This window comes from Roseovarius tolerans, assembly GCF_028885395.1.
Lineage (GTDB): Bacteria > Pseudomonadota > Alphaproteobacteria > Rhodobacterales > Rhodobacteraceae > Roseovarius > Roseovarius tolerans.
In genome coordinates, this window is record NZ_CP118494.1 from 2103524 (window position 1) to 2123608 (window position 20085).

The 20085-nt window shown below is 63.8% G+C and carries 25 protein-coding genes; 1 reads left to right on the forward strand and 24 read right to left on the reverse strand.

The window, feature by feature from the left end; genetic code table 11:
• Positions 1–2: 2 nt before the first annotated feature.
• From PVU19_RS10340 to PVU19_RS10425, 18 genes are all read right to left on the reverse strand, one after another.
• Entirely contained in the window at positions 3–404 is a 402-nt protein-coding gene (locus PVU19_RS10340; protein WP_050663934.1) for a DUF5333 domain-containing protein, read from the reverse strand.
• Positions 405–531: 127 nt separating this feature from the next.
• On the reverse strand, positions 532–867 hold the full coding sequence (locus tag PVU19_RS10345) for a hypothetical protein (RefSeq protein ID WP_050663933.1): 336 nt from the start codon (positions 865–867) through the stop codon (positions 532–534).
• A 32-nt stretch (positions 868–899) separates the two neighbouring features.
• Positions 900–2195 carry an NADH-quinone oxidoreductase subunit NuoF gene (nuoF, locus tag PVU19_RS10350; RefSeq protein WP_050663932.1) on the reverse strand — a complete coding sequence of 432 codons (1296 nt, stop codon included), beginning with the start codon at positions 2193–2195 and terminating at the stop codon, positions 900–902.
• A gap of 4 nt (positions 2196–2199) precedes the next feature.
• Positions 2200–2421: a DUF5337 domain-containing protein gene (locus PVU19_RS10355; RefSeq protein WP_152911684.1), complete on the reverse strand. Its 222-nt coding sequence runs from the start codon at positions 2419–2421 to the stop codon at positions 2200–2202.
• Positions 2422–2433: 12 nt separating this feature from the next.
• The gene (locus PVU19_RS10360) at positions 2434–3192 is read right to left on the reverse strand and encodes an NADH:ubiquinone oxidoreductase (RefSeq protein WP_050663930.1); all 759 of its coding nucleotides are present in this window, start codon (positions 3190–3192) and stop codon (positions 2434–2436) included.
• A 35-nt stretch (positions 3193–3227) separates the two neighbouring features.
• Positions 3228–4430, reverse strand: coding sequence for an NADH-quinone oxidoreductase subunit E (locus PVU19_RS10365; RefSeq protein WP_050663929.1), 1203 nt, complete (start codon positions 4428–4430; stop codon positions 3228–3230).
• A 2-nt stretch (positions 4431–4432) separates the two neighbouring features.
• Positions 4433–4711, reverse strand: a complete 279-nt coding sequence (locus PVU19_RS10370) for a hypothetical protein (RefSeq protein WP_050663928.1) — start codon at positions 4709–4711, stop codon at positions 4433–4435.
• Positions 4708–5502, reverse strand: coding sequence for a hypothetical protein (locus tag PVU19_RS10375; RefSeq protein WP_050663927.1), 795 nt, complete (start codon positions 5500–5502; stop codon positions 4708–4710). Before PVU19_RS10375 ends, PVU19_RS10370 begins: the two co-directional genes overlap by 4 nt.
• Positions 5502–6719 carry an NADH-quinone oxidoreductase subunit D gene (locus tag PVU19_RS10380; protein ID WP_050663926.1) on the reverse strand — a complete coding sequence of 406 codons (1218 nt, stop codon included), beginning with the start codon at positions 6717–6719 and terminating at the stop codon, positions 5502–5504. The genes PVU19_RS10375 and PVU19_RS10380 overlap by 1 nt, the downstream gene beginning before the upstream one ends.
• Positions 6719–6922 carry a hypothetical protein gene (locus PVU19_RS10385; RefSeq protein WP_235575872.1) on the reverse strand — a complete coding sequence of 68 codons (204 nt, stop codon included), beginning with the start codon at positions 6920–6922 and terminating at the stop codon, positions 6719–6721. The genes PVU19_RS10380 and PVU19_RS10385 overlap by 1 nt, the downstream gene beginning before the upstream one ends.
• Positions 6922–7530 (reverse strand): NADH-quinone oxidoreductase subunit C, encoded by a 609-nt coding sequence (locus PVU19_RS10390; protein ID WP_050663925.1) that lies wholly within the window; start codon positions 7528–7530, stop codon positions 6922–6924. Before PVU19_RS10390 ends, PVU19_RS10385 begins: the two co-directional genes overlap by 1 nt.
• A complete protein-coding gene (locus PVU19_RS10395) occupies positions 7527–8009 on the reverse strand; it encodes a NuoB/complex I 20 kDa subunit family protein (RefSeq protein ID WP_050663944.1) in 483 nt (160 codons plus the stop codon). Before PVU19_RS10395 ends, PVU19_RS10390 begins: the two co-directional genes overlap by 4 nt.
• Before the next feature lie 134 nt (positions 8010–8143).
• Positions 8144–8509, reverse strand: coding sequence for an NADH-quinone oxidoreductase subunit A (locus PVU19_RS10400; RefSeq protein ID WP_175477310.1), 366 nt, complete (start codon positions 8507–8509; stop codon positions 8144–8146).
• Between the two features lie 220 nt (positions 8510–8729).
• Positions 8730–9512, reverse strand: a complete 783-nt coding sequence (locus PVU19_RS10405; protein WP_050663923.1) for a crotonase/enoyl-CoA hydratase family protein — start codon at positions 9510–9512, stop codon at positions 8730–8732.
• A gap of 62 nt (positions 9513–9574) precedes the next feature.
• Positions 9575–10432, reverse strand: coding sequence for a hydroxymethylglutaryl-CoA lyase (locus tag PVU19_RS10410; RefSeq protein ID WP_050663922.1), 858 nt, complete (start codon positions 10430–10432; stop codon positions 9575–9577).
• A 2-nt stretch (positions 10433–10434) separates the two neighbouring features.
• Positions 10435–11091, reverse strand: coding sequence for a glutathione S-transferase family protein (locus PVU19_RS10415; RefSeq protein WP_050663921.1), 657 nt, complete (start codon positions 11089–11091; stop codon positions 10435–10437).
• Positions 11088–13025 (reverse strand): acetyl/propionyl/methylcrotonyl-CoA carboxylase subunit alpha, encoded by a 1938-nt coding sequence (locus PVU19_RS10420; protein ID WP_050663920.1) that lies wholly within the window; start codon positions 13023–13025, stop codon positions 11088–11090. The genes PVU19_RS10415 and PVU19_RS10420 overlap by 4 nt, the downstream gene beginning before the upstream one ends.
• Before the next feature lie 57 nt (positions 13026–13082).
• Positions 13083–14687, reverse strand: coding sequence for a carboxyl transferase domain-containing protein (locus PVU19_RS10425; protein WP_274789753.1), 1605 nt, complete (start codon positions 14685–14687; stop codon positions 13083–13085).
• Between the two features lie 149 nt (positions 14688–14836).
• Here PVU19_RS10425 and PVU19_RS10430 point away from each other — a divergent pair, with 149 nt between their 5' ends.
• Entirely contained in the window at positions 14837–15442 is a 606-nt protein-coding gene (locus PVU19_RS10430; protein ID WP_050662569.1) for an OmpW/AlkL family protein, read from the forward strand.
• A 68-nt stretch (positions 15443–15510) separates the two neighbouring features.
• Here PVU19_RS10430 and PVU19_RS10435 read toward each other — a convergent pair whose 3' ends face one another.
• From PVU19_RS10435 to parS, 6 genes are all read right to left on the reverse strand, one after another.
• Positions 15511–17070 carry an AMP-binding protein gene (locus tag PVU19_RS10435; RefSeq protein ID WP_235575771.1) on the reverse strand — a complete coding sequence of 520 codons (1560 nt, stop codon included), beginning with the start codon at positions 17068–17070 and terminating at the stop codon, positions 15511–15513.
• Positions 17071–17084: 14 nt separating this feature from the next.
• Positions 17085–17375 (reverse strand): hypothetical protein, encoded by a 291-nt coding sequence (locus tag PVU19_RS10440; RefSeq protein WP_050662518.1) that lies wholly within the window; start codon positions 17373–17375, stop codon positions 17085–17087.
• A 1-nt stretch (position 17376) separates the two neighbouring features.
• The gene (locus PVU19_RS10445; protein WP_050662519.1) at positions 17377–17853 is read right to left on the reverse strand and encodes a lysozyme inhibitor LprI family protein; all 477 of its coding nucleotides are present in this window, start codon (positions 17851–17853) and stop codon (positions 17377–17379) included.
• Positions 17850–19013 (reverse strand): isovaleryl-CoA dehydrogenase, encoded by a 1164-nt coding sequence (locus tag PVU19_RS10450; protein WP_050662520.1) that lies wholly within the window; start codon positions 19011–19013, stop codon positions 17850–17852. The genes PVU19_RS10445 and PVU19_RS10450 overlap by 4 nt, the downstream gene beginning before the upstream one ends.
• 87 nt (positions 19014–19100) lie before the next feature.
• Positions 19101–19568: an RES family NAD+ phosphorylase gene (locus PVU19_RS10455; RefSeq protein WP_235575773.1), complete on the reverse strand. Its 468-nt coding sequence runs from the start codon at positions 19566–19568 to the stop codon at positions 19101–19103.
• 32 nt (positions 19569–19600) lie between these two features.
• Positions 19601–20053, reverse strand: a complete 453-nt coding sequence (gene parS, locus PVU19_RS10460) for a type II RES/Xre toxin-antitoxin system antitoxin (RefSeq protein WP_050662522.1) — start codon at positions 20051–20053, stop codon at positions 19601–19603.
• Between the last annotated feature and the right edge of the window lie 32 nt (positions 20054–20085).

Here is a 20085-nt window from a genome sequence, read left to right on the forward strand (position 1 = left end):
GTCTACTCTTTTGTCAGGAACTTCCCGATCGAGGACTCTGCGGCAATTTCCGCCCGCCCCAGATCGCAGAACGTTTCGGGTTTTTCGGGATCGACGCCCTTGGCGGCCATATAAGCTTCGCCCTTGTGGCGCATCTTCCGTTTCTCAGCCTTGTTGTCCACATAGGCGTCGATCTCGGCCTCGCTGTAGCCTCGTTCGCGCGCGCGCTGCTTGAGACTGTTCATGTAAAACAGCGCCTTGATGACACGACCGCCGATACTGTCGCAATTCTTGCGGATCTCGTCGGCAATCCCGACGGCCAGAAGGCCCGCATTGATATCCGTTTCACTCGCCAGACCGGGTTTGGACTGAACCGAACCTGCACCAAGTACAAGGACGAGGGCGCCAGCAACAATCACACGCATCACAGATCTCCTTTCACGCGGATGTCGGGGCGCACGCAGATCGGCACCCCCTTTCCGCCAGAGATGGATATGCAGGCACCTGTCATGCAATAACAAGCAGGAGAAGCCCCTGATATGATGCGTGGTTTCACCATATGATGCAGCGTCCGCTCACCGACAGGCGGTCGCCCGCGCGGGCATAGACCGGCCCCTCACCACCCGCAGGCACACCGGCCCATTCGATCTCGGAAGTGCCGAAATTCAGCAGGCAATAGCGCGTAGCCTCGTGCAGAACAGCTTTTCGCGCCCCCTCAGGCCCCCGCGACACACGCTTCACCGAGGCGGTAAAGTCACGACGTTCCGCCTTCTCGCCTTTGCTTTTGGCAGGATAGTAGTTGCCGTTGAAAATAACGCGCTCGTTGCGCTCGGCACAGCCTGCCAGCAACACGAGAGAAAGAGCGACGATCCCCGCGCCCCGCAGCATGCCTGTTATGTTACCGTATATCTTCAAACCAGTCACTCCGCCGCCACGGCGCTCATGCGCCCGGCCCGCTTGGCCTTGATACGGTCCTCGATCTCGTCGCGGAAGTTGCGGATCAGGCCCTGAATCGGCCAGGCGGCCGCATCGCCCAAGGCACAGATCGTGTGGCCCTCGACCTGCTTGGTTACCTGGAACAGCATGTCAATCTCCTCGACCTCGGCCTCGCCGCGCACGAGACGGTCCATCACCCGCATCATCCAGCCGGTGCCCTCGCGACAGGGCGTGCACTGACCACAGCTCTCATGCTTGTAGAATTTAGACAGCCGCCAGATCGCCTTGATGATGTCGGTATCCTTGTCCATCACGATCACGGCTGCGGTGCCGAGGCTCGACCCCACCTCCTTGAGCGCGTCGAAATCCATGATCGCGTCCTTGATGTTCTCGCCGCGTACGCAGGGCACCGAAGAGCCGCCGGGAATGACCGCCTTGAGATTGTCCCAGCCGCCACGGATGCCGCCGCAATGCCGCTCGATCAGCTCCTCGAAGGAGATCGACATCGTCTCTTCGACAACGCAGGGATTGTTCACATGGCCCGAGACCGCAAAGATCTTGGTGCCCGCGTTGTTGGCCCGACCAAAGGACGAGAACCATTCCGGCCCGCGCCGCAGGATGGTCGGCACCACGGCGATGGATTCGACGTTGTTCACGGTTGTGGGGCAGCCATAAAGCCCCGCCCCAGCCGGAAACGGCGGCTTCATCCGCGGCATGCCCTTCTTGCCCTCAAGGCTTTCGAGCAGGGCGGTTTCCTCGCCACAGATATAGGCCCCAGCACCGTGCACGAGGTAGATGTCGAAATCCCAACCGGATTTGCAGGCATTGCGGCCCACCAGACCGGCGTCATAGGCCTCGTCGATGGCGGCCTGAAGCGCCTCTTTCTCCCGGATGTATTCACCGCGAATGTAGATGTAGCAGGCATGCGCATTCATCGCGAAACTGGCGATCAGACAGCCCTCGACCAGCGTGTGCGGATCATGGCGCATGATCTCGCGGTCCTTGCAGGTGCCGGGCTCCGACTCGTCCGCATTCACCACCAGATAGGCGGGCCGCCCGTCGCTTTCCTTTGGCATGAAGGACCACTTGAGGCCGGTCGGAAAACCCGCGCCGCCACGTCCACGCAGCCCGCTCGCCTTCATCTGATCGACGATCCAGGCGCGACCGTTCTGCAGGATTTTCGCCGTGCCATCCCAATGACCACGCGCCTGCGCACCCTTGAGGCTGCGGTCATGCATCCCGTAGAGATTGGTAAAGATACGGTCTTCGTCTTTCAGCATCCCGTTACCCCTGCTTGTCCTGACGCGCACGCCAGATTTGGTAGATCAAGACGAAGGCCCAGATGAACCCCGCCAATGCCATCAGGTCAAACAGCGCGCGCACGCGCTGGCTGAGCCCTATTGCGTCGCCGATGAATGTCGCCAGAACCCAGAACACACCAGTGCCCGCGATCACCATCGCGGTAAAGCGGCCCTTGCGGGCTGTTTCTGCTTCCTTCTCCGACATCATCCATCTTCGTCAGTATACGTTGCCACCCTCGACGCGTTTGGAGAATTCCGTCTCTCCGCCCGCAGCAAGGGTCTTGGCCTGTGCCACCCAGTTATCGCGGCTCACCCGGCCCTTGAACCCCTTGATATTGGCATCGACCCAGGCCACTTCATCCGGGCCACAGCCCGCGATCTGGTCGAAGTGGTAAAAGCCCAACTCGTTGCACAGTTTCTCAAGCTTCGGCCCCACACCCTTGATCTGTTTCAGATCGTCGGCCTGTCCACCCTTGGGCGCGCTCAGCGCCTCGGGGCGGGTGCCGACATCGTCCTCATCTGTCGCAGCGGGAGCCGCCGTTTGCGCCTCATCGCCGTATTTCCAGTCGCCCTTGCGCGCGGCGAGTTCCTTTTCGCCGTCCAGCACCGTTCCCGATTTTACCGGCGCATCGGCCGTTTCGGTCTTGGCCGCCGATTTTGCCGGGGCCGCCTTGGGGGCTGCGGGCACATGGTCCTCATCCTCGTCGAACGGGGCCTTGTAGCCGGTGATCCCGGTGACCTGACGCACCGTCTCTTTCAGGTCGCTGGTCTTTATCCCCGCGTCCCCGTCACCGTAGCCCGTGCAAACCAGCCGCGTGATGGCAAGCCCCACAAAGGCCGCGAAAGCCGCCCCCAAAAGCAGCGCCGCGAAGAAGCCGACTGCTCCGCTCGCGGACCACAGCACTAAAATTCCGGTCAATCCCGCCAGACACCAGCAGACAATCTGGCAGGTGCTCAGTTTCGACGTATCAGACATGACAATTACCCCCTCTGTTGATCAAGCAGGCGCGTTCAATAGACCCCGCCTTTCTTGGCCCGGGCAGAGAACTCCGTCTCTTTGCCCTCAGCCAGCAGTTTCGCCTGCTCAACCCAGTTGTCGCGGCTGACCCGCCCCTTGAAACCCTCAAGGTTCTGGTCGACCCAACTGACCTCATCTCGTGTCCAGTTCGCCACCTGATCGAAGTGGTAGAACCCAAGCGTGTGCAGCAATGCCTCCAGCTTGGGTCCAACCCCCTTGATCATTTTCAAATCGTCCGCCTTGCCCTTGCGCGGGCCGTCCAGCGTTGCAGGCTTGGTGCCCTGCCCGGCCTCGGCTTCCGGCTCTTTCGGATCCTGAACCGGCTTCGCGGCAGCGGAGGCCTCGGGCTTGGCCTTGGTCTTGGCCTGAGCCTCGCCCTTGGTCGCGCCGGTTTTGTCCACCGGGGTTGCCGGGGCCACCTTGCGCGTGATCTCGACCGGTTCCTCGTTCACCTTGACCGACGGGGCCGCAGGCTGATGCATCGCGCCCTTGTCGCGCCACGGTGTCAGCAGCGGCACCTCCGACCCGTCAATGCGCTTGATCGTGTCGCCCAGATCGACCGCACGCTGCACGCTGCCGTTATACTGCGCGCGCCCGCTCTCGAAATCGGTGAGGCTGGTCAGGCCGCCCTTTGGCTCCGACGCATAGCGCCCGTTCTGCGGCCCGGGTGTCGGCACCTTGCCAGCCGCCAGTTCCTCGATGATCTCGGCAAACCGCGCAGCGGTCAGATCCTCGTAGTAATCCTTGCCGATCTGCGCCATCGGCGCATTCGCGCAGGCCCCGAGGCATTCCACCTCTTCCCATGAAAACTTGCCATCCGCCGACAGCTCATACGGGTTGGCGGCAATCTTTTCCTTGCACACGCCGATCAGATCCTCAGCCCCGCAGATCATGCAGCTTGTCGTGCCGCAAATCTGGAAATGTGCCACGCTGCCAACCGGTTGCAGCTGGAACATGAAGTAGAAGGTCGCGACCTCAAGCGCGCGGATATAATCCATATCGAGCATGTCGGCGACATGCTCGATCGCCGGGCGGCTTAGCCAGCCCTCCTGCTCCTGCGCGCGCCACAAGAGCGGAATTATCGCGCTTGCCTGCCGCCCCTCGGGATACTTGCTGATCTGCCCCTCGGCCCAGGCCTGGTTGGCGGGGCTGAAGGCAAAGCTCTCGGGCTGGTCATGATAGAGACGACGTAGCATTCTCAGGCACAGGCTCCTGTGGTCAATTTGATACCTCCCTCGGGCAGCCGTTCAGCGCCTCCGGAGGAAAGTTTATAAGCGGTCACCTCGAGCAGTTGCTCGCGTGTGAGGCCGGTCTGGATACCAGCGGCCAGGTAATCCGGTTCGGTCACCAACGTGCAGCCAAGGCTGGTCACGGCGGAATCGTAGCGCGCCAGATCGGCCTCGCTCACCCCATCGGGCGGCAGCGCGCAGGCAGCGGTCAGGCCAATCAGGCCAAGGGCAAGACATATCCGGCTCATCGCGGGCAGAGCTCCTCTGAGATCGTCAGGCTGTCATCGGCGACGTTCATCTCGGCCTCCCCCGCTTGCAGCATCGCGCCGATCACCGGTCGCAGCTCCTTCGTGGTAAACCCGGCGGCGGGCAACTGCCGGTCGGCCTCGGACCGGCCAAGCGAACAGCCCACCCCCTGCATATAGGCGATGAAATCGGCCCGCAGCGCATCCGCGCTGCGCGGCTCGACCGCCGCCTCGGGCGCACTCGCCATCATCTGCGGCGAGAGGCCCTTGAACTTGTCACACAGGCTTTCTTCGAGAAACACAGCCTTCTCGTCCGAAGAGAGCCGGATTTCAGACATGCGCAGCATCTTGTCCATCAAGAGCTGCACTTCGGTCATCTCGACGCCCACGCCCGGCAAGAGCAGCTTGGCCTCGTCGATAGTCATCACGCAGTTGTTGTCGGCAATCGCCGCAAAGAACCGCTCGCGCCCCGAATAATCGAGCTTGCCGCCACAGGCCCCGCCAAAGACCACCAGTTGACCATCGAGAATGCGCGCACGCTCCTCGTTGACCAACTGTTCGGTGATCGCCTTGGTCTCGGCCTTGGCGTCAAAGCCCGCGCCCGGCATCACCTCGTCGGCGTGAAACGGTGACATGCGACAACCATGCTCGGCCATCACGGCGACAAAGGCCTCGATCCGCTCTGACGGTACGGCTTGCGCCTGTGCGGCACCGGAAAGCAAACCCACGGTGAGGCACCCCACCGCCGTTCGCCCCGCCCCTCGGGCCGCACTGCCAAGCCAATTCGCGCTCATTACCTGTCGATCTCCCCAAAGACGACATCCATCGTGCCGATGATCGCCGCGATATCGGCCAGTTGGTGCCCCTTGGAGATATGGTCCATCGCCTGCAGGTGCAGGAACCCCGGCGCGCGCAGCTTGGCGCGGTATGGCCGGTTGGTGCCATCAGCCACCAGATAAACGCCAAACTCGCCCTTGGGCGCCTCGACCGCGCAATAGACCTCGCCCTCGGGCACGCGGAACCCCTCGGTATAGAGCTTGAAGTGATGGATGAGCGCCTCCATCGAGCGCTTCATCTCGCCGCGCTTGGGCGGCGTCACCTTGCCGCGCGAGAGGATATCGCCCTGACCCTCGGGCGCGCGCAGCTTCTCGATGGCCTGATGGATGATCCGCAGACTCTGGCGCATTTCTTCCATCCGCACGAGATAGCGGTCATAGCAGTCGCCATTCTTGCCCACCGGAACAAGGAAATCGAACTCGTCATAGCATTCATAGGGCTGCGCGCGACGCAGATCCCACGCCATGCCAGAGCCGCGCACCATCACGCCGCTAAAGCCCCAATCAAGTGCCTCTTGCTGGCTCACAACGCCGATATCGGCATTGCGCTGCTTGAAGATGCGGTTTTCCGTCAGCATACCGTCGATATCATCGAGCACGCGCGGAAAGTCCTTGGCCCATTCCTCGATATCGTCGAGCAATTCAGGCGGCAGATCCTGGTGCACGCCGCCGGGCCGGAAATACGCCGCGTGCAGCCGCGCACCACAGGCCCGTTCATAGAACACCATCAGCTTTTCGCGCTCTTCAAAACCCCAGAGCGGCGGGGTCAGAGCGCCCACATCCATGGCCTGGGTGGTGACGTTCAGCAGGTGGTTCAGCACACGACCAATCTCGGAATAAAGCACCCGGATCAGGCTCGCGCGGCGCGGCACCTCGACGCCGGTCAGTTTTTCGATCGCCAGGCACCAGGCATGTTCCTGGTTCATCGGGGCCACGTAATCCAGACGGTCCAGATAGGGCAGGTTCTGCAGGTAGGTGCGGCTTTCCATCAGCTTTTCGGTGCCGCGATGGAGCAGGCCAATATGCGGGTCGCACCGCTCGACCAACTCGCCGTCCAACTCAAGCACCAGACGCAAAACCCCATGCGCAGCAGGGTGTTGTGGTCCGAAGTTAAGGTTGAAGTTGCGAATTTTCTGCTCACCCGTAAGGGTGTCTTCGAATTTGGAGCCGTCCATTATCTGCGTCCTCCGTCAAGCTTGTCGCGGAACGCCATGACCCAAAGCAGGACCAGCGCCCCAAGCGGGATGATCGACACGAGGCTCACCCAACTGGGAATGCCGAATTTCGGCAACAACTTCCAGAACGGGATGATGATCAATACCGCGAAAAGCAGCATGAAGATCACGCCACCGCCACCCATGCCATAGCCGCCGCTCATCATTTCGCGCCCTCTTCCTTTTCATCACCCGGAAGGATGTAATCAGCCCCTTCCCAGGGCGACATGAAATCGAACTGCCGGTATTCCTGCACCAGTTTCACCGGTTCATAGACAACGCGCTTCTGCACCTCGTCATAGCGCACCTCGGTATAACCCGTGGTCGGGAAATCCTTGCGCAGCGGATGGCCGCGAAAGCCGTAATCGGTCAGGATGCGCCGCAGGTCGGAATGGCCCGAGAAAAGGATGCCGAACATGTCGAACACCTCGCGCTCGAACCAGTTGGCCGAGGGGAAAATCTCGGTGATCGAGGGCACCATGTCCTCTTCGCGCACAGCGACGCGTAGGCGGACACGGTGGTTTTGATACATGCTCAACAGGTGATAAACCACGTCGAACCGCTTTGGCCGCTCGGGATAATCCACCGCCGTGATATCGACCAGCGTCGAGAACGCGCAGGTCTGATCAGTCTTGAGAAACTCCACCAGCCCGCTGATGTTCGGCAGCGCCACATCGACATTGAGCTCGCCATGCGTCACATCCCAGCCCAGCACGCAATCGCCGCGCTTCAACTCGATATATGCGCCCAGTTCATTGAGTGCCTTGCTCATCTCACGATCGTCCCTGTCCGGCGGATTTTGCGCTGCAACTGGAGGATGCCATAAACCAGCGCCTCGGCGGTCGGCGGGCAGCCCGGCACATAGATGTCGACCGGCACGATCCGGTCACAGCCGCGCACCACCGAATAGCTATAGTGGTAATAGCCGCCGCCATTGGCGCAGGACCCCATCGAAATCACGTAGCGCGGCTCCGGCATCTGGTCATAGACCTTGCGCAGCGCCGGGGCCATCTTGTTGGTCAGCGTGCCCGCCACGATCATCACGTCAGACTGGCGCGGGCTGGCGCGCGGTGCAAAACCGAACCGCTCCACGTCGTAACGCGGCATCGCGGTGTGCATCATCTCGACCGCGCAACACGCCAGGCCAAAGGTCATCCAATGCAGGCTGCCGGTGCGTGCCCAATTGATGATGTCCTCGGTCGAGGTCACCAGAAACCCCTTGTCTTGCAACTCGGCATTCAGCGCCTGCATCGCAGGTTCGCGGGTCTCACCCGGCTCGTAAGCCTCAACCGGAGCGAGGCTCGACGGCGCGGATTTCACGCGCGGGCTCTGGTTGCCCTGGCCCTGCCCCTGCGTTTCTGTCACGACCGCGTCGTCTTGATCGTTCACTCCCATTCCATCGCTCCCTTGCGCCATTCATAGGCGAATCCGGCGGTCAGAACGGCCAGAAACACCATCATCGACCAAAATGCCGCCATGCTCAGATCCTGAAAGGCGACTGCCCATGGAAATAGCATGGCAATCTCAAGGTCAAAGATGATGAAGAGGATCGACACCAGATAAAACCGAACATCGAACTTCATCCGCGCGTCATCAAAGGCGTTAAAGCCGCACTCATAGGCGCTCAGCTTTTCCGGGTCGGGGTTGCGAACCGCCAGCACCACGGCAGCCAGGATCAGGACCAGCCCGAGACCTATGGCAATGGCCAGCAAAATCAGGATGGGGAGGTATTCCCTCAGCATCTCTTCCACGAGGTGGCTCCTTTCATGCGCGGGCGCGGGCGCATCAAGATGGCTGCATGACTATGCCGGGTTTAAACCCGCCCCTTGATGGGGTCAACCAAGCGTGCGCGGGTTTGATTGCCCGGCAGGCCTGAATCTGCATTTATGTATGCGATAGTATGCCGCAAATGGAGCGAATTGGACCGAAAACCTGACCGCCTGTCGCCGCATCGCGGCAAATCCGCGCGACTCAGCCCCGCCAGCGAGGCGCGCGCTTGTCGAAGAACGCGCCGATGCCCTCCGGCGCCTCGTCCCCGGCCCAGCACTCGGCCAGCGCCTCGACGGTCTGCCCGATCACCGCCTCGTCGATCCGCGGCCCCAGATCGCGCAACAGCACCTTGGCCCGCGCCACCGCCCCCGGCGCGCAATCAAGATAGGGCGCGACCTCGGCCTCGACCGCCGCATCAAGTTCACCCTCGGGCACCGCCCGCGCCAGCAAGCCCAGATCTTTCGCCTCACCCGCATCGAACCGCCGCCCCGACATGAAGACGCGCCGCGCCCGTGCCTCGCCCATGCGTGCCGCCACGTAAGGCCCGATCGTGGCAGGGATCAGCCCCAACCGCGTCTCGGTCAGCGCAAACTGCGCTGCCTCCGCGCCGATCACCACATCGCACACGCTCATCAGCCCGACACCCCCGCCAAAGGCATTGCCATGCACCCGGCCGATCAGCGGCTTCGGCAGCGTATTGAGTGCCTGCAGCATATGCGCCAGCTTGGCGGCCTCGCGTCCACGCGCCTCCGGGTCCGCCTCGAATTGATCCCGCATCCAGCCCAGATCGCCACCGGCGCAGAATGTCTTTCCCTTCGCCGCCAGCACAACAACACGCACAGAGTCATCCGCGCCAAGCTCCATCACCGCCTGGTGCAACTCCGCAATCATCTGCGCCGACATGGCGTTATGCTTCTCCGCCCGGTCCAGCCACAGCGTCACCACCCCCCGCGCGTCTTGCTCGATGCTGATCGTCTCGGTCATGCCCTCTCCTCTTCGCACCAAATTTCTTCAAAAGAAATTTGTCAAAAATCTTTTCAAGAATTTTACCCGTCACCCCGCATCGCCCGCGCCATCTCCGCCGCGCGCGCCAGCACGTCCGCATCCAGACCGGTCTCGTATCCAAGCGTCGCCAGACGCTCATGCACCTTCTCCGTCGCCACATTGCCCGCAGCACCCGGCGCATAGGGACAGCCCCCAAGACCACCGACCGCAGCATCGAACACCCGCAACCCGCGCGCCAGCGACGCTTCGATATTGTCGAGCGCGCGGCCCGACGTGTCGTGGAAATGTCCTGCCAGCCGCTCCGCCGGCAGCGCATCGCAGACCGCCGCCAGCATCGCATCGACCGCCTCGGGCGTGCCACGGCCAATGGTGTCTCCAAGACTGATCTCGTAGCATCCCATCTGCCACAGCGCCTCGGCCACGCGCACCACCTGCCCTGGATCGACCGGCCCGTCATAAGGGCACTCCACCACGCAGGACACGTAGCCGCGCACCCGCAGCCCCTCGGCACCCGCCGCCTCCAGCACCGGGGCAAACCGCGCGAGGCTCTCGTCGATCGTGGCGTTGATATTGGCCTTCGAGAACCCCTCCGAGGCCGACCCGAAAATCGCCACCTCATCCGCCTCGGCCTCCAGCGCGTCATTGAGCCCGCGCATGTTGGGCGTCAGCGCAGCATAGCGCACCCCCGGCGCGCGCCAGATCCCACGCAACACCTCGCCCGAGTCGGCCATCTGCGGCACCCATTTCGGGCTGACGAAACTGGCAACCTCGATGCGCGAGAACCCTGCCTCGCTCAGCAGGTTCACGAGGGCAATCTTGTCTCGCGTGGCGATCCGCGCCGCCTCGTTCTGCAAACCGTCGCGGGGCCCGACCTCGAAGATTTCAACGCGCTCTGCCATGCTCATTCCTCCGGCACAGGATAGAACGCCTGCGCATAGATATCCTGCTCCCCGTCCCGCGCCTTGGCCCTTTGATATCCGGGCCGCGCGCGCAACCGGTCCCAATAGGCCATGAGACGCGGATAGGCGTCCAGATCTACATAATACCGCGCCAACTCGAACCCGTAGACAAACATGATATCCGCCGCCGAAAAGCCTGACGCCAGCAGATGGTCGCCCTCCAACCGCGCCTCCATAGCCGCCAGCACCGCGCGCAGCCGGGCATTGAGCAGCTTCACCACCGTGGGCGACGGGCGCGCGGGCGGGCGCAGGAACACCTGATTGAGATTGAGATTTTCCAGCAGACACCCCACCGTCTCCGACAGGCTCAGCATCTCCATAAACCGCGCACGCTCCGGGTGACCCGGCGGCGGCATCAGCCCGGCATCGGGGTAGGTCTCGCACAGCATCTGCACGATGGCCGCACTCTCCACCCAGACCGCACCCTCGTGCTCCAGCACCGGCACGCGCCCCGCAGGCGACAGCGCCAGAAACTCCGGGCTACGCATGGAGCCATCGCGGATCGAGTAATAGCGCAGCTCATAGTCCAGCCCCAACTCCTCCAGCAGCCACAGCACCCGAAGCGAGCGCGCCAGCGGCACATGGTGCAGGATGATCATGAGTCGTCCTCTAACCGAACCAGCGCCGCCCCCGCGCTGACCTGATCGCCTGTCGCGACCAGCACCTCGGCCACCACCCCGTCACGCGCGGCCAGCAGGCTATGCTCCATCTTCATCGCCTCCAGCACCGCCAGCCGGTCGCCTTTCGAGACCGCCTGCCCCGCCTTGGCAAAGACCGCCTTGACCAGCCCCGGCATCGGCGCCTCTATCAGCGCCGCATCACCGCCCGCCGCACTATCCCGCGCCAGCGGGTCAACCAGATCGAAGGCCAGCCCGTATCGCGCAAAGACCGTGATCCGCGCGCCGTCCACCGCCACCCCGGGCGCGGGCGCGCCATCGAGCCGCCATTGCCCGTCCACACACCGCGCCGCGACCCATGTCTCGCCCACCCGCAGATCATGCGCGGTGCCTGACAGCGTGCGCAGCCGTACCGTCACCTCTTCCCCGTTCGACACCAATACCACGTCACGCTCCAGCGGCTGCCACAGGACAAAGCCCGCCGCCTCCGGCGCGTCCTCGAGCAGCCCCAGCCCGGCCAGGGCCGCCAGCGCGGCCTCGCCCGCTCCCGCCACCGGGGCCACCACCAGCGTCTCGATATCCCGCGCAATCAGCCCGGTATCGACATCGCCGCGCGCAAACCCGTCATGCCGCGCGAGCGCACCGAGAAAGCCGAGATTGGTGACCGTCCCGGCCACCTCCGTGCCCTCCAGCGCCCGCACCAGCCGCCGCAGCGCCACGGCGCGCGTCGGGCCATGGGTGACCACCTTGGCGATCATCGGGTCATAGAACGGGCTGATCTCGTCGCCCGCCCGCACCCCGCTATCGGCGCGGCAACCTGCCTGAAAGGCCAGATGCGACAGTCGCCCCGTCGCGGGCAGAAACCCCTTGGGCACATCCTCGGCATAGAGCCGCGCCTCAAAGGCGTGGCCGCTGATCGTCAGGTCCTCCTGACGCGCGGGCAGCGCCTCCCCAGCGGCCACGCGCAACTGCCATTCCACCAGATCGACTCCGGTGATCGCCTCCGTCACCGGATGCTCGACCTGCAATCGCGTGTTCATCTCCATGAACCAGAACCGGTCGGCGCGCAGCCCGTCCGAGCCATCGACGATAAACTCCACCGTGCCCGCGCCGCTATAGCCGATCGCCTCGGCGGCCCGCACCGCTGCCTGCCCCATGGCGGCGCGCATCGCGGGCGTCATGCCCGGTGCCGGGGCCTCCTCGATCACCTTCTGATGACGGCGCTGCAGGGAGCAATCGCGCTCGAAAAGATGCACCGCGCGCGTGCCGTCACCAAACACCTGCACCTCGATATGGCGCGGCTTTTCGACGAATTTCTCGATCAGCACGTCCGAGTTGCCAAAGGCGGTACGCGCCTCTCCTCTCGCGCTCTCCAAAGCGTCGGCAAAATCCTGCGGCCGCTCCACCAGCCGCATGCCCTTGCCGCCGCCCCCCGCCACGGCCTTGATCAGCACCGGATAGCCAATGGTGTCAGCCGCCCCGGACAGGTGCTCGGGGTCCTGATTGCTGCCATGATAGCCCGGCACAACCGGCACGCCCGCCTCCTCCATCAACGCCTTGGCAGCATCCTTGAGCCCCATCGCCCGGATCGCATACGCCGACGGGCCGATAAACACGAGCCCCGCCGCCTCCACCGCCTCGACGAAATCGGGGTTCTCGCTCAGAAACCCATAGCCGGGATGGATCGCCTCGGCCCCCGTCTCCAGCGCCGCCGCGATGATCGCCTCGCCCTTCAGATAGCTGTCCGACGGCGCCGACCCGCCGATATGCACCGCGACATCCGCCATCGCCACATGCGCCGCGCCCCGGTCGGCGTCGGAATAGACCGCCACCACCTCGACCCCGAGGCTGCGCGCCGTCCGCATCACCCGGCACGCGATCTCGCCCCGGTTGGCGATCAGAATCCGCTCAAACATGGCACCCGCCCCCAGATTCACCTTTCCGAAAATACTCAAATCCCGACATCACCACCCTCACATCCGAAAGACGCCAAAGCGCGTCTCCTCCACCGGCGCATTCAGCGCCGCGCGCAAGGAGAGCGCCAGCACATCCCGGCTCTTGCGCGGGTCGATGCAGCCATCGTCCCACAGCCGCGCCGAGGCATAGAGCGGATGCGCCTGCCGCTCGAACATCTCCACCGTCGGGCGCTTGAACGCCTCTTCGTCTTCCGCTGACCACGTCTCGCCGCGTTTCTCCATCGCGTCGCGCTTGACCGTGGCCAGCACGCCCGCCGCCTGCGCACCGCCCATCACGGAAATCCGGGAATTGGGCCATGTCCACAGGAATCGCGGCTGATAGGCACGCCCCGCCATGCCGTAGTTGCCCGCGCCAAAAGAACCGCCCACCAGCATGGTGATCTTCGGCACGCTCGTCGTCGCCACCGCCGTCACCAACTTGGCCCCGTGCCGCGCGATGCCCTCATTCTCGTATTTACGACCCACCATGAAGCCGGTGATATTCTGCAAGAACACCAACGGGATGCGCCGCTGCGAGCACAGTTCCACGAAATGCGCGCCCTTGGAGGCCGCCTCGGAGAACAGCACGCCGTTATTGGCGATGATCCCCACCGGGCAACCCTTCACATGGGCAAAGCCGCAAACCAGCGTCTCGCCGAACCGCGCCTTGAATTCGTCAAAGCGGCTTGCGTCCACCAGGCGCGCGATCACCTCGCGAATATCGTAGGGCGTGCGCAGATCGGCGGGCACCACGCCGAGCAATTCCGCCGGATCATAGGCAGGCTCCTCGGATGTCTGCCAGCCCCGAACGGGGGCAAGCCCATCCCCCAGATTGCTCACCGCCCGCCGCGCCAGCGCCAGTGCATGCGCGTCATCTTCGGCCAGATAATCTGCCACGCCCGAGAGGCGCGTGTGCACATCGCCGCCGCCCAGATCTTCGGCGCTGACCACCTCGCCCGTCGCCGCCTTCACGAGCGGCGGCCCGGCGAGAAAGATCGTGCCCTGATCGCGGACGATAATCGTCACATCCGACATCGCGGGCACATACGCCCCTCCCGCCGTGCAGCTTCCCATCACCACGGCGATCTGCGCGATGCCCTTCGCGCTCATCCGCGCCTGATTGTAGAAAATCCGCCCGAAATGATCGCGATCCGGGAACACCTCATCCTGATTGGGCAGGTTCGCGCCGCCCGAATCTACAAGGTAGATGCAGGGCAGATGGCATTCCTCGGCGATCTCCTGCGCGCGCAGATGCTTCTTGACGGTCATGGGATAATAGGTGCCGCCCTTCACCGTGGCGTCGTTGCACACCACCATCACGTCGCGCCCCTGCACCCGGCCGACCCCGGCGATCACCCCCGCCCCCGGCGCGGCCCCGTCATAGAGACCATGCGCCGCCGTCGCCCCCACCTCCAGAAACGGGCTGCCCGGATCGAGCAGACCCGCTACCCGGTCGCGCGGCAACATCTTGCCGCGCGACAGATGTCGCTCGCGGGCGCGGTCGCCGCCGCCCGCCGCCGCTGTCAGTGCGGCCTCCTCGACCACGCGCAAAGCCTCGAGATGACCCGCCTCATTGGTCCGGAACGCCTCCGAAGACGGCAGCACCGCCGATTTCAGTTGCATGATGCAATCCCCCGCATATCGGCAAGGCGCGCCCCACCTGTTGCAATTTCACCACAGCACGGGCCGGACCGCGCAATTTGACCCACATCAAGGTCGGACAGGCGATTCAGGCGCATACCCGCCGCTGTCAGAACAAGAGTGGAAAGACCATGAAACATATCACAGCCCTCACCCTCGCGGCCCTGATGGCCTCGACCGCCGCTCCAGCGCTCGCACAGGAGCAAGGCGACATCCTCCTCGGCCTCGGCCTTGGCTGGATCGAACCCGGCAACGGCTCGAACACCCTGGTTGGCAAGGTCGATGCTGACGGGGCCCTGAGCCCGACGATCACTTTCGAATATTTCATCGCCGACCGCGTCGGAATCGAATTGCTGGCCGCCTGGCCCTTCAAGCATGATCTCAACCTCAATGGCGGTGACATCGGTGAAACCAAGCACCTGCCGCCCACCCTGTCGCTGCAGTACTACTTCACCAACAGCAGCAGCATCACGCCCTTCATCGGCGCAGGTATCAACTACACCTACTTCTTCGACGAAGAGACCAACAATCTGGGTGGCGCATCGCTTGACCTTGATGACTCCTGGGGTCTCGCACTGCATGCCGGTGCCGATTTTGCCCTGTCCGAGAAATCCGCCTTGCGCGCCGACGTGCGCTACATCGACATCGAAACCGAAGCCACCGTCGGCGGAACCAATATCGGTGATGTCGACATCAGCCCGTGGGTCTTCAACATCGCCTACGTGATGAAGTTCTGATCCTCCCCAGACTTCACCTATCAAAGGGCCGGGCATCGCACCGGCCCTTTTCATTGCCTGCACCGCGCTCATTGCACCACCTCCGCTGCCGCACGCGCCTTGAGATCCTTGCGGATCACCTTGCCCGTCACCGTCATCGGCAGCGCATCCAGAAATTCTATTTCTCTGGGATATGAATAGCTTGCGAGGCGTTCCTTGACATGCGCCTGCAACGTTTCAGCCAAGGTCGGGGACGCGTCCCAGCCCGCGCGCAGGACCACATAAGCCTTTATGATCTCGGTGCGCAGAGTGTCAGGCTTGCCGACCACCCCCACCGTCGCGACCGCGTCATGGGTCAACAGACAATCCTCGATCTCCGCCGGGCCGATCCGGTAGCCAGCTGAGGTGATCACGTCATCCTCGCGCCCGACAAAGCGAATGAACCCACCCTCGATCACACCCCGGTCGCCAGTCAGCAACCAATCGCCCCGGAACTTCTCCGCCGTCTCGTGGGGTTTTCCGTAATATTCCAACATCATGGAAGCCGAACCTCGCCTTATCACGATATCGCCCTCACCCCTCGTTTCAACGCCCTCGCCGTCGATCACCGCCACCTCGTGCCCCGGCACAGCGCGGCCCAAGGCACCGGGGCGCGGACCAAAGAGCGCGCCACAGGACGATCCCACCATGTTGCACTCGGTCTGCCCGTAGAACTCGTTGATCGTCAGGCCAAAGGCGCGCCGCCCCCAGTCGAGCATCTCGCCCCCAAGCGGCTCACCGCCGCTCGCCACGCTGCGCAGACCTTCGATTCGCGCATCTTCGGCTTTCAGCATCCGAAGGGCCGTTGGCGGAAAAAAAACATTTTTTACAGAACCTTCCGAAACGATCCTCACGCACTCTGCAACGCTGAACTTGGTCATCCGCGCCGCCACCACCGGCACCCCGATTGCCAGCCCCGGCATCAGCACATCGAACAGCCCGCCAATCCAGGCCCAATCGGCCGGCGTCCATAGGCAATCGCCGGGTTGCCCGAGGAAATCGTGGCTCATCTCCACCCCCGGCAAATGCCCGGTCAGCACACGGTGGCCGTGCAGCGCGCCCTTGGGGCTGCCCGTGGTGCCGCTCGTGTAGATCAGCACGGCAGGCGTCTCCGTCTCGGTTTCCACCGTCTCGAACAGCGCCTCGGACTGCGGTTCGCGCTCGGGAATCAGCGGCTCCACCTCGGCAAAACCGGCCAGCATCCCCACGCCCTCGGCGTCTGTCACGACCACCCGCGCACCCGCATCCCGCACCCGGCTCGACAGCGCATCATGCTTGAAGAGTTTGAACAAAGGGATTGAAATCGCACCGATTTTCCAGATCGCGATATGCGCTGCCGCGCACCATGTGCCTTGGCTGCGCAACACGCCCACCCGGTCGCCCTGCATCACACCCCGCGCCAGAAGCGCATGTGCCAGCCCATCCGCCATGCGCCGCAACGCGCCATAGCTTACCTCGCGCGGGCCATCGCCCGACAGATCGATGATCGCCACGCGCTCCGGTGCCGCTCCGGCCCAGTCGTCACACACCTGCGCGGCCATGTTCAGCCGCGCCGGGATATCCCACCGGAACTCGTCGCGAAGCACCTCGTAAGGCGCAGGGCGCAACATAGGTCGCATGCCACTCATGACGCTACCCCGGGTGCATTGCGATGAACCAACCGCCCATAGGCATCAACAAAATACTCATAATCGCCACAGGCCACCACAAGCCACAGGTCGTCGCTCACCGCCGGACGCGCCTCACAATCCGAGCGGGCCGCCCCCGCACCCGCATCGGCCAGATAGCGTGCCGCCATGCGTTCGATAACCTCTGTCTCGGTGGTCGTCGCCGCGCGCCCGCCCAGCATCAGGCCGATGCCTGCCACCACGGCGATCAAAGCCAGAACCGGCAGAAAGATCAGGCGGCGCGGCATGTCACTCCCCCAACCGACTCGATTGCAGGTAAAGCATCTGCCGCGCGGTCTCATGCAAAAGGCAATTCACCGTGGCCGGGCCCGCGCCCGTGCCGCCGCCCCATTGCGACGCCTCATAGCCGCATTTGGTATCGCGATACCCGATCCATGCGCGCTGCATCTCGCGCAGCGCCTCGGCCTGTTTCGGCGCATAGGACGGGGCCTGCGCGTCCTGCGCCGCCAGTGTCGCATATAGCTGCTGATAGACGGTGTTGAGCCAGCCATCCCAATGCGCCCGCTCGCGATCCGTGCAGCCACTCATGCCGATGGTGGTATAACCACCGGGCGTCGCCTCGATACAGCGTTCGGTCGCCTTGCCCGCACAAGTCTCACCGCCACCCGCGCGAATGCAGGCCTCGACCGGGGCGATGTCGAAGGCCAGATCCTGTGCCATCCCCGGCACAGGCAACAGCAGCAGCGCCGCAATCAGCCCCTTCATGTCATCGCCCCCATCAACTCGCGGCCCACCAGCATGCGTCGGATCTCCGACGTGCCCGCCCCGATTTCCATCAGCTTGGCATCGCGGAACAGCCGCGCGACGGGCGCGTCGCTGAGAAAGCCCGCCCCACCCATCGCCTGCACTGCCTGATGCGCCTGCACCATCGCCTGCTCGCTCGCATAGAGACAGCAGGCGGCGGCGTCCTGCCGGGTCACATCCCCCCGATCACAGGCCTTGGCCACCTCATAGACATAGGCGCGCGCCGAATTCATCGCTGTGTACATGTCCGCGATCTTGCCCTGCATCAGCTGGAACGATCCGATGGGCTGCCCGAACTGCTTGCGCTCGGCCATGTAGGGCATGATCTCATCGAGACAGGCCGCCATGATGCCGGTGCCGATCCCCGCCAGCACCACGCGCTCGTAATCGAGGCCCGACATGAGCACGCGCACGCCCTTGCCTTCTTCGCCCAGCACATTCTCGAACGGCACCTCGACATCGTCAAAGATCAACTCGGCGGTGTTGCTGCCGCGCATTCCCAACTTGTCAAAATGCGGGCTCGTGCTGAACCCGGTCATCGTCTTCTCGATCAGGAACGCGGTGATGCCCTTGGCCCCCGCCTCAGGGTCGGTCTTGGCATAGACCACGAGCGTGTCGGCATCCGGCCCGTTGGTGATCCAGTACTTGTTGCCATTCAGCTTGTAGTGATCGTTGCGCTTCTCGGCGCGCAGCTTCATGGCGACCACATCACTGCCCGCCCCCGCCTCGGACATGGCGAGCGCACCGACATGTTCGCCACTGACCAGACCGGGCAGGTATTTCGCCCTCTGCTCATTCGTCCCGTTCAGCTTGATCTGGTTGACGCAGAGATTGGAATGCGCGCCATAGCTGAGCGACACCGAGGCAGAGGCGCGCGCGATCTCTTCCACCGCGATCACATGGGCAAGGTAATTCATCCCCGAGCCGCCGTATTCCTCCGGCACGGTGATCCCCAGCAGGCCCAGATCGCCCATCTCGCGCCACAGCTCATTCGGAAAGGCGTTGTCACGGTCCACATCCGCCGCCATAGGCTTGACGCGCTCCTGCGCCCACCGATGCACCATCTCGCGCAGGGCGTTCACATCCTCGCCCAGATCAAACTGCATCACGGCATTGAACATCGCGCTTCCTCCTCCGGAACGGATTTATTGAACACTTGTTCATTTATAGACACAAGGCCTCGTTCACGTCAATCCCGTGCGCGCGGCTCAGCGGGTCGCGTTCAGGCGCGGGTCGAGCACGAAATTCTCCTGCACCGCATCACTGATCCGCCCATCGGGCAAGGGCGCCAGAAAAACGAGGTTCCAGCTACGCCGGGACACCACCGAGGGGATCACGATCATGCCATGCGCGCGCAGTTGCTGATCGCCCCAGGCCCGCCGGTCCGCCACGGCGTTGTTGGGATCGAGCCAGCGGGCGTCGGGGATCTCCTCCGGTCCGATTACCCGCACCCGCTCGGGGGTAATCACGGTGAAGGAGGTCAGCATATGCGGTTGCGTGTCGAGCACGCGAAACCCCTTGTGCACGGCCACCTCCAGAATCGCCGTGGACGGGTCGAGCGCGCAGTAAACAGCCCGGGTCCCGACGGAATTCCACCGCCCCCCGGCCTGAAACGCGCCTTCGCCGCTGCTCCAGGTCGCGGCGTGCCGGGCCCGGTCCAGACGGTGCGCGGCCACCGCCCCACCGCCCAGGGCTGCCGGCAAAGGCGTCACAGATAGACGCCGTAGTCGATCTGCCGCAGCGCCCGGTCCACGAGGGCCGCCCCGATAAAGGTATCCAGAAGGTCGATGGGCCGCCTCCCGCCAAGCGCCATCTGCTCATCCCGCATCCAGTCAAGCGCCGCCGCGCGCCCACCGAACACGTCCTCGGCCCGCGTCAGCAACAGCGCGAACAGCACCAGTTGCGAGCTGACCCCGCTCGACAGCGGCCGGTCCGCGCCGCGCAGCCGCTTGAGCTGCGAGACACTAATCGCGAGGATCTCGGCCCAAGTCTTGTCCGGCAATTCCTCGACCGCCGCCCGAAACCGTTTCAGCGCCGCCGCAGGCAGCCCCTTCTCGATCGCCGCATGCACGTCATAGGGCGATTCGGGCACCGGGCCGTTGCGGCTCAGGTATTTCCAGGATTGTTCGAGCTCTTGCTGATTGGCGATATCGAACGGCATGGGGTGGCTCCGATGCATGGCTCATTTGAACC

Coding starts and splice junctions, on each gene's coding strand:
- parS (WP_050662522.1), bottom strand. CDS start 20,053: ATGCCGTTCGATATCGCCAATCAGCAAGAGCTCGAACAATCCTGGAAA.
- PVU19_RS10355 (WP_152911684.1), bottom strand. CDS start 2,421: ATGTCGGAGAAGGAAGCAGAAACAGCCCGCAAGGGCCGCTTTACCGCG.
- PVU19_RS10420 (WP_050663920.1), bottom strand. CDS start 13,025: ATGTTTGAGCGGATTCTGATCGCCAACCGGGGCGAGATCGCGTGCCGG.
- PVU19_RS10415 (WP_050663921.1), bottom strand. CDS start 11,091: ATGATCATCCTGCACCATGTGCCGCTGGCGCGCTCGCTTCGGGTGCTG.
- nuoF (WP_050663932.1), bottom strand. CDS start 2,195: ATGCTGAAAGACGAAGACCGTATCTTTACCAATCTCTACGGGATGCAT.
- PVU19_RS10405 (WP_050663923.1), bottom strand. CDS start 9,512: ATGACCGAGACGATCAGCATCGAGCAAGACGCGCGGGGGGTGGTGACG.
- PVU19_RS10375 (WP_050663927.1), bottom strand. CDS start 5,502: ATGAGCGCGAATTGGCTTGGCAGTGCGGCCCGAGGGGCGGGGCGAACG.
- PVU19_RS10430 (WP_050662569.1), top strand. CDS start 14,837: ATGAAACATATCACAGCCCTCACCCTCGCGGCCCTGATGGCCTCGACC.
- PVU19_RS10425 (WP_274789753.1), bottom strand. CDS start 14,687: ATGCAACTGAAATCGGCGGTGCTGCCGTCTTCGGAGGCGTTCCGGACC.
- PVU19_RS10445 (WP_050662519.1), bottom strand. CDS start 17,853: ATGAAGGGGCTGATTGCGGCGCTGCTGCTGTTGCCTGTGCCGGGGATG.
- PVU19_RS10365 (WP_050663929.1), bottom strand. CDS start 4,430: ATGCTACGTCGTCTCTATCATGACCAGCCCGAGAGCTTTGCCTTCAGC.
- PVU19_RS10395 (WP_050663944.1), bottom strand. CDS start 8,009: ATGCAGGCGCTGAATGCCGAGTTGCAAGACAAGGGGTTTCTGGTGACC.
- PVU19_RS10360 (WP_050663930.1), bottom strand. CDS start 3,192: ATGTCTGATACGTCGAAACTGAGCACCTGCCAGATTGTCTGCTGGTGT.
- PVU19_RS10340 (WP_050663934.1), bottom strand. CDS start 404: ATGCGTGTGATTGTTGCTGGCGCCCTCGTCCTTGTACTTGGTGCAGGT.
- PVU19_RS10345 (WP_050663933.1), bottom strand. CDS start 867: ATGCTGCGGGGCGCGGGGATCGTCGCTCTTTCTCTCGTGTTGCTGGCA.
- PVU19_RS10435 (WP_235575771.1), bottom strand. CDS start 17,070: ATGTTGCGCCCTGCGCCTTACGAGGTGCTTCGCGACGAGTTCCGGTGG.
- PVU19_RS10410 (WP_050663922.1), bottom strand. CDS start 10,432: ATGGCAGAGCGCGTTGAAATCTTCGAGGTCGGGCCCCGCGACGGTTTG.
- PVU19_RS10450 (WP_050662520.1), bottom strand. CDS start 19,013: ATGTTCAATGCCGTGATGCAGTTTGATCTGGGCGAGGATGTGAACGCC.
- PVU19_RS10385 (WP_235575872.1), bottom strand. CDS start 6,922: ATGAGCGGCGGCTATGGCATGGGTGGCGGTGGCGTGATCTTCATGCTG.
- PVU19_RS10440 (WP_050662518.1), bottom strand. CDS start 17,375: ATGCCGCGCCGCCTGATCTTTCTGCCGGTTCTGGCTTTGATCGCCGTG.
- PVU19_RS10370 (WP_050663928.1), bottom strand. CDS start 4,711: ATGAGCCGGATATGTCTTGCCCTTGGCCTGATTGGCCTGACCGCTGCC.
- PVU19_RS10390 (WP_050663925.1), bottom strand. CDS start 7,530: ATGAGCAAGGCACTCAATGAACTGGGCGCATATATCGAGTTGAAGCGC.
- PVU19_RS10380 (WP_050663926.1), bottom strand. CDS start 6,719: ATGGACGGCTCCAAATTCGAAGACACCCTTACGGGTGAGCAGAAAATT.